This window comes from Actinomyces johnsonii (assembly GCF_006546835.1).
GTDB lineage: Bacteria > Actinomycetota > Actinomycetes > Actinomycetales > Actinomycetaceae > Actinomyces > Actinomyces johnsonii.
On record NZ_VICB01000020.1, the window covers coordinates 61235 to 68073 of the forward strand.

8 protein-coding genes and 2 pseudogenes are annotated in these 6839 nt (G+C 62.9%); 5 read left to right on the forward strand and 5 right to left on the reverse strand.

Annotation, left to right across the window (positions count from 1 at the left end):
• Window positions 1-35: 35 nt before the first annotated feature.
• The gene (locus FK256_RS11925) at window positions 36-1838 is read right to left on the reverse strand and encodes an alpha/beta hydrolase (protein ID WP_425321593.1); all 1803 of its coding nucleotides are present in this window, start codon (window positions 1836-1838) and stop codon (window positions 36-38) included.
• Between the two features lie 411 nt (window positions 1839-2249).
• On the opposite strand from FK256_RS11925, the gene FK256_RS11930 reads away from it, so the two are divergent.
• Window positions 2250-2444, forward strand: coding sequence for a hypothetical protein (locus tag FK256_RS11930; RefSeq protein ID WP_141424907.1), 195 nt, complete (start codon window positions 2250-2252; stop codon window positions 2442-2444).
• A gap of 162 nt (window positions 2445-2606) precedes the next feature.
• A complete protein-coding gene (locus FK256_RS14320) occupies window positions 2607-2744 on the forward strand; it encodes a hypothetical protein (protein ID WP_170197963.1) in 138 nt (45 codons plus the stop codon).
• 393 nt (window positions 2745-3137) lie between these two features.
• Here FK256_RS14320 and FK256_RS14325 read toward each other — a convergent pair whose 3' ends face one another.
• Entirely contained in the window at window positions 3138-3383 is a 246-nt protein-coding gene (locus FK256_RS14325) for a hypothetical protein (protein WP_034473694.1), read from the reverse strand.
• On the opposite strand from FK256_RS14325, the gene FK256_RS11935 reads away from it, so the two are divergent.
• From FK256_RS11935 to FK256_RS14895, 3 genes and pseudogenes are all read left to right on the forward strand, one after another.
• Window positions 3382-4359 carry a sensor histidine kinase gene (locus FK256_RS11935; RefSeq protein ID WP_170197964.1) on the forward strand — a complete coding sequence of 326 codons (978 nt, stop codon included), beginning with the start codon at window positions 3382-3384 and terminating at the stop codon, window positions 4357-4359. The two genes, FK256_RS14325 and FK256_RS11935, sit on opposite strands and share 2 nt — an antisense overlap.
• Window positions 4356-5048, forward strand: a complete 693-nt coding sequence (locus FK256_RS11940) for a response regulator (protein ID WP_009232627.1) — start codon at window positions 4356-4358, stop codon at window positions 5046-5048. The genes FK256_RS11935 and FK256_RS11940 overlap by 4 nt, the downstream gene beginning before the upstream one ends.
• Before the next feature lie 304 nt (window positions 5049-5352).
• A pseudogene (locus tag FK256_RS14895) lies at window positions 5353-5516 on the forward strand (IS1634 family transposase); the annotation flags it as partial.
• A 21-nt stretch (window positions 5517-5537) separates the two neighbouring features.
• Here FK256_RS14895 and FK256_RS14900 read toward each other — a convergent pair.
• The 3 genes and pseudogenes from FK256_RS14900 to FK256_RS14785 form a co-directional block, all read right to left on the reverse strand.
• Window positions 5538-5727 (reverse strand): annotated as a pseudogene (locus tag FK256_RS14900) (transposase); the annotation flags it as partial.
• Between the two features lie 126 nt (window positions 5728-5853).
• Entirely contained in the window at window positions 5854-6096 is a 243-nt protein-coding gene (locus tag FK256_RS11950; RefSeq protein WP_141424909.1) for a hypothetical protein, read from the reverse strand.
• 266 nt (window positions 6097-6362) lie between these two features.
• Entirely contained in the window at window positions 6363-6497 is a 135-nt protein-coding gene (locus FK256_RS14785) for a hypothetical protein (RefSeq protein ID WP_280525789.1), read from the reverse strand.
• Window positions 6498-6839: the final 342 nt, after the last annotated feature.

The window sequence follows — 6839 nt, forward strand, 5'->3', positions numbered from 1 at the left end:
ACGGCGACGGAGCGCCCGGGCCGTCTATGCGGCGGCTACTCGTTGCCGTGGCAGGTTAGGCCCTTCTTGGGCATGGTGCCGGTGAGCAGGTAGGTGTCGACGGCGTCGTTGATGCAAGGGGCGTCGCCGCCGTAGGCGGTGTGCCCGGTGCCCTCCCAGGTCAGCAGCTGGCCGGAGTCGAGCTGCTCGGCGAGGGACTGAGCCCACGCGTACGGGGTGGCCGGGTCTCCAGTGGTTCCCACCACGAGGATCGGCGCGGCGCCGTGGGCGTGGATCTGCGTGGGCTTGCGGGTTCCGTTGTGCCCCCAGACACTGCACACCAGGTCCATGCCGGTTGAGGAGTCCCCGAAGATCGGGGCCACGCGCTTGGCCTCCTCGTACTGCGCGGCCCAGGTGGCCGTGTCGCCCTCCACCGGGTAGTCCAGGCAGGTGACGGCCTGGAAGGCGCCACCACTGTCATCCTTCGAGGCTGCGGCCTGGTCCTCCTGGGCCGCGAGCAGTGAGCCGTCGCGGTGGTTGATGGCCTGATCCAGGGCGCTGGTCAGGGGTGCCCAGTTCTGCTCGGAGGAGTAGAGGTACTCGCTCAAGGCACTGACGATGTCCGAGCCGGCCACTGTGCGGTTCGGGTCACTGGTCGCCAAGGGGCTGCTGTTGGCGGAGGTGATGAGGTTGCGGACCTGCTGGACTCCGGCGTCGGTGCCGCCGCTCAGCGGGCAGCCGGTGGAGGACTGGCAGTAGTCGACGTAGGTGCGCAGCGCCTGCTCGAAGCCCGTGGCCTGTCCCAGCGCCTGGTCGGCGAGGGACAGGGAGGGGTCGATGGCGCCGTCGAGCACCATGCGTCCCGTGTTGGCGGGGAAATGCTCGGCGTAGACGGCTCCCAGGTAGGTGCCGTAGGAGAAGCCCAGGTAGGTCAGCTTCTCCTGGCCGGCCAGCGCCCGCAGGATGTCGAGGTCCCGGGCCGCGGAGACGGTGTCGACGTGGTCGAGCAGGGCAGCGGGCTCGGTCTTGGAGCCGCACTGCTCGGCCAGCTCCTTGAAGGACCGCCGGGTCGACTCCGCCCACTCCTCGAAGGAGCCGGTACCCAAGGCGGCGCCGGCGGATGCCGTTGGGGAGGGCTCAGCGGTACTGGCCGAGTCGTCGTCAGTGGTGCAGGTGATGGCCGTGGAGGAACCCACCCCGCGCGGGTCGAAGCCGATGACGTCGTAGGCGCTGAGCAGATCGGGGCTGAAGGCGTTGCCCGCTCGCTCGGCGAAGGCGACCCCGGAGTCGCCGGGGCCACCGGGGTTGATGAACAGGGCACCCTGCGGGTGACCGCCGGTGGCCGCGCGCTTCTTCACGGCGATCGAGATGGTCTCGCCCTGCGGTTTGGCGTAGTCGAGAGGAACAGTGATGACGGCGCAGCTGAAGGTGGCATCGTCGGTTCCTTCGGAGGAGCCGGCCGTCCCGGTCATGCTGCCGGAGCCCGGGGCGGCCGTTGCCTCCGCCGACGCCGTGGCGGCAGCGGCCGTGGTGGAGGCACTCGCCTGGGCGGTCTTCTCCGAGACCTTCTCCATGCCGCCGGTGGCGCCGCAGGAGTACCAGTCGACGGCCTGATGGTAGAAGGACTCCAGGCCCGACGGAATCGGGCCTGCGACGGTGGCCGAGCCACCTGCTGCGGGGGCCAGTCCCGTCCCACAGGCACTCAGGCACCCTCCGACAAGGACCGCCAAGGCACCGACGCTCGTTCGACGACGGCGTGCCGAATTCGCTGCCGCCGAGAAGACAGCAGACGCCCACACCGAGACAGCACGTCCTGTATCGGCCGAGCACCGCCCCACTGTATTTCTCATGACCGACATCCTACAAAGGCCACCAGTGTCGGCCGCGCCGCACGGCGCTCCCCCGCCTGCCACGAGGCGCGCAACCCTGGTGGTGCTGCGCTGCCAGGATGAGGTCTTCGGGCATGTTGCGTCTGACCTGACGGCTTCGCGGTTAGTGGGCCCCTAGCCGGGGACGTCGAGGTGGTTGAGAGGACCGTCAACCGGGTGCGTCGGGGGTGCGGCGCCAACTTTCAAGAGCGGGTTCGACCATCACCCGCTGACTGCCTGGAGCAGGCCACGGCTCCGACGACAGGGCGGGGAGTGCGCGGTGATCGTGCTGCGGCCGGGTAACGCGGGGGCGAACACCGCCACCAACCGCGTCGAGATTATCCGCCGCGCGCTGGATCAGGGCGGACTCGGCCCCCCGGTTGGCCAGGATGCGGGCCAACCATGTGCCGGGAGCTGTCCCGCCACGGCGCGCAGCTGCGCTTCGACGACATCGAGGGCTACCGACCCGTGGCCTTGGCCACCAACACCCGCGTCGGTCAGCTCGCCGACCTCGAAACCCACCGCCGGCTGCAAAAACGCGGCTACGACCGCATCAGGTGCGCGAAAGCGTTCTCGCGCGCTTCGCTCAGGAGGTAGCCCTGTCGAGCTCGACCGCTTCGCGTTGCAGGGTTGCGCGGTCAGCCGCGTGGGTGCCTTCTCGCGGCCCCGACCCGCAGGCCTGCCGGCCTTCTACCAAATGCTCACCTTAGCCGGCACTCCGCCAGGCGCTGGGAACCCAAGACGGTACGCCTGCCACTGATGAGCGTCCCCGCCGTGATCGCCCGCCGCACCGTCCTGCGCTACAAGGCCGCCCCCAAGGCCAGCCTCCAGCTGACCGGGCTCAGGCCCCAGAGCCTATCGCCCCATCGACATACATTTGCCCCTTGCCCACCGTGACCACGCAGGACCCCCTTGGCCCCGGAAAAGCCCGGCCACCGCGAGACGACACGCGGCACACCGCCACACCCAACCAGCATCATCCCACCCACAGCACCGGCGACGCCGCCACCCACCCCCTACTCAGCCAGACAACGGAAGATCGAGAACAACGACAACTAACCGCTCCTATCAGTTCAAGGGGTGAACGCTCATCCGATCGGATGAGCCAATAGGAGGAGCGAGAAGCACGTGCGATAGCCGTACCGACCAACGTGCGTGTCAAGAGGCTGAACGCCCCATCTCCCATATTTTGCCGATCGGCCGATAGCGCCGTACGCTGAAACTGAAGCTCACCCACCACCGGACCTGCTTCATCCAGTGAGGACGGGAGAAAATGGCTGCAAGAACTGCTCACCCTCCCCTACTCTCTCTTTCGAAGTATTTAACCAACAAAACAACAATAAACACCCCCACGACTAAAATATATGTGGCCATCGGAACCACATATTGCGTCCTAAGCATCTTCTCAACTCTATTCGTCAGCAGGCCAGCCCCGGTTTCGGGACAACTTTTGACACTCGGCCTCTTGACGTCGCTGATTTCTATCACAATCCCCTTTTGGCAACCACTGGCAATCGCAACGTTCTCGGCATGCATGCTATCCTTCCTCGCCCTGCCTGGAGCCTATGCATCCGACATCGCAGGAAGCCTCTCACTATTCTACCTATACCTGGGTCGCTTTTTTAGGTTAAAGCAAGCCTTCCTTGTATTTCTGATCAACGACATAGCCTCCGCTGCGATCATATTAACATCCAATAACTTTCCAACAGCCATACCACCAGTCATCACACCTTCGGCGCGAACGAGTTTACTTGAAATAGCTGAAATCACAGTATATGGTTTTACTATACTTATAGGCGCTATTGCGCGGCAAGCTGAATGTTTCTGGTACAAGCAAGCCAACATGAAAGAACAGCACTTAAAGAGAATAAGAAGCGATATCGCAAAAGACATGCACGACCTCGTATCGTACTCGATGTCGCAAACCGTGCTTCGGGCGCGGGTGTCTTCAGAAGATCCCGCTTATTCACCGGAGACGAAGGCGGAGTTCGCCGCTATCGCCCGGACCGGAGCCGACACGCTTCATGAACTACGCATCCTTCTTTACGCACTACAGAAGGACTCCCACTATCTTTCCTTGTCCAACGACTCTCCGTCAAGACATGCCGTCGATAATATCATCGTCTCCGCAAATCTCGTCACACACGATGTCACCGACGCAGGGTTTCACATGAGTTGCCATATCGCCGACCATATTCATTTGACTCGCGCGCAAACGTTAGTCCTTTCCCGTATACTTCGAGAGATCGGTGCCAACATTATACGGCATGGAAATCCTGCGACTCCTGCTACGCTTACAATATCTCAGAATCAAGACTGTATTCGAATCCTCTCCACCAACGCCGTCAGTGAAAATCTCAACGGGGCATTACCTTCGTCCGGCATGGGAATACTGAGCATGCGTGAACGACTGGAAGCACTCGGTGGCACTCTCACCACCTCAATCGAAGATGGGGCGTGGATCATCAGCGCAGTCGTTCCGCAGACGACCTCCAAGGAGCGTGCTGAATGATATGCATTGGTATAGCGGATGATGACGCTCTTGTTCGCCACGTCCTCAGCACGCTTCTCGACACCCAAGAGGACATCAGTGTCGCATGGACGGCATGCGACGGGAGCGAAGCGCTCCAGCTCCTCAAATCACCCGACCATCCTGCCGTGCGAGCGATTCTTCTCGATATTCAGATGCCTCAAATGGACGGCGTCTCCCTCGCCACCATTGTTCACGAAGAGCTACCAGAAACAGCAATTCTGATTCTGACAACTTTCACTGAGAAAGATTTAGTCGAACGTGCTCTCGCGGCTGGCGTGAATGGTTTCATAGCCAAAGAAGATCCCGTCGAATCGATCGCCGGCGCCATTCGTCAGGCGGTCGAGGGGAATCTCGTGCTCTCCCCTTCCTCTAGCCGCCATTTGCGTGAAACCGAGAATATCCTTTCTGTCAAGCCCACGAAAACCGAACAGGCTGAGACTGTCCCGACACGCCATGTGTCCGGTTCTCCCGAATTCGATCATCTATCTCAACGTGAAATCGACGTGCTGGCACTCATGGCGGAGGCGCTTCCCAACAAACAGATTGCCCGTCGGCTGAACATCAGTGAAGCGACTGTAAAGACTCATGTGTCCGCCCTCATCGCAAAGCTAGGAGTTCATGACAGAGTGGGCGCCGTCGTCAAAGCAGTCCGAAGCGGAATCGTATAGTAGCTGACTTCTTTCGCCTCGAAAGTCTGCATGGGACGTTCACGGAAATAGCGATCGTTTCCCCTCACCCAGGTCAGCAGCTACTTGTCTCGCTGGACGAATATACCTCCCGCACTATCCGGATTAGGCCTTCATGCCAGCGAAAGTTGTGAGTCGCGGGCACAGCTGTCTGCGACTCGGACCTGCTCTCAGGCCTGACTCATGACACTTTGGTGGGTTGTGGGTGATGGGGTGTGAGTTTTCGTTGGTATTGCGGTGTTGGGGTCTGGTGACGGGGCGCTAAGAGCCCGTATGGTGCACCGATATAAGCCCGTTTCTGCGTAAGGTCAGGACCGCTTCGGAGGCCACGGCGGTGCAGATCGTGTCCAAGTTCGGCGGTGTGCGCCGGATTTGCTGGAGCACCTGGGATCGGCTCATGACGAGGCGGGGCTGGAGGCCGGGAGGCAGGAGATCGCCGCCAAGCAGGGCCAGGGGGTCGGCAGAGTCGGTTTAGGTGGTTGTTACCAGGTGGTCTTTGAGGCGTCCGGTGTGGATGAGGCTGCGGATGGTGTAATGAGTGAGGTTTCTGAATCCCAGGGCGATGCCGCATAGGTGTTCCAGGCGGCCGTTGACTGCCTCGGTGGGGCCGTTGGAGGTGCGGGGGTGGTCAAAGTAAGCCAGGGGTGTCGGCGGCTCTTTCGGTCAGGGTCCTGGCTAGTGTCTTGATCTCCTCGAGCCCGTCTGAGACGGTCTGCGTCAGGGCAGTCGATGAGCCGTCGCATCAGGTGCTTTCCCAGGCCCGAGTCCTCGGCCCTGTAGGCCTGGATCAGGCGCTGGTAAACGCGCCCCAGCCGGCATGGACCGGAGCGTGGCGCTCGTCGGCGAACAAGGCCTCAAGGTGCCTGGCCTGGGGATCGGTGAGCAGGTCGGCGCCGGTGTGCAGCGTGTGCCTGGCCCGGTGGAGCCGGTCTCCTGCCCGGCCTCGGCGCCCTGTGGTCTCCCTACTGGATGCGGCGGCACTGGTCGAGCTTGCCGGCAAGCCAGGGAGACGACGTGGAATGGGGTCCATGACCGCCCGGGCCTTGGGGAGCTCCTCTCCGGCGGCGCTCTTGAACCCTGGGCGGTCTGTTTCCAGGGCTCGTCCCGGGCGGTGAGCCAGTTCTTGAGGGCCTTCTTGGATCGGCTCGGGACCATATCCAGCAGGCGAGCCGGACCACTGCGGTCGTGTACGGGGGCCAAGTCGATGACCACGGCGGGCGTACCGGTCGCCCCGCCTGAAGTGACGCCAGACAGAGGGAGCACCTCCCGCACGGGAGCGAAGCGCGGGGGGAATCATCAACCCCGAGCACCTCCACCCCTTTTGAACCGGTCGGACGCCTCGTTGAGGACCTGCTCGGTCCGGGTCAGGATTGCGCTGTTGGCGGCGTGCCAGGAGAGCCCCAGCGCCTGCGCGAGCCGTGTGACGGACATGGACTCACGGCCCAAGGCCCGCAGCCCGTTACCTTGTTGGTGGTCCCGGGTGGTCCGGGGCTGGGCCAGCTGCTGTGGGCATGATGTCTTGCCCCTGTCCTTAGATGATCCGGGGGGGTGTTGTCACCCGCAGCAGCCGGGCGCTGGTGACCGCTGATAAGGGGAACGGCCCGCAGTGTGTGAGGTCTTTCGTAACGTGGGTGCGGGACCTGTCGTCCACCGGCTGGCCCCGCACCCATGCAGCGAGAGGCGGCACGAAGATGAATATCGAGGACATCGAGGTCTTCATCGGCACCGGGCGTCGGCAAGGAGCGAGCACTGGGCCACTGCCCTGAACCGGGA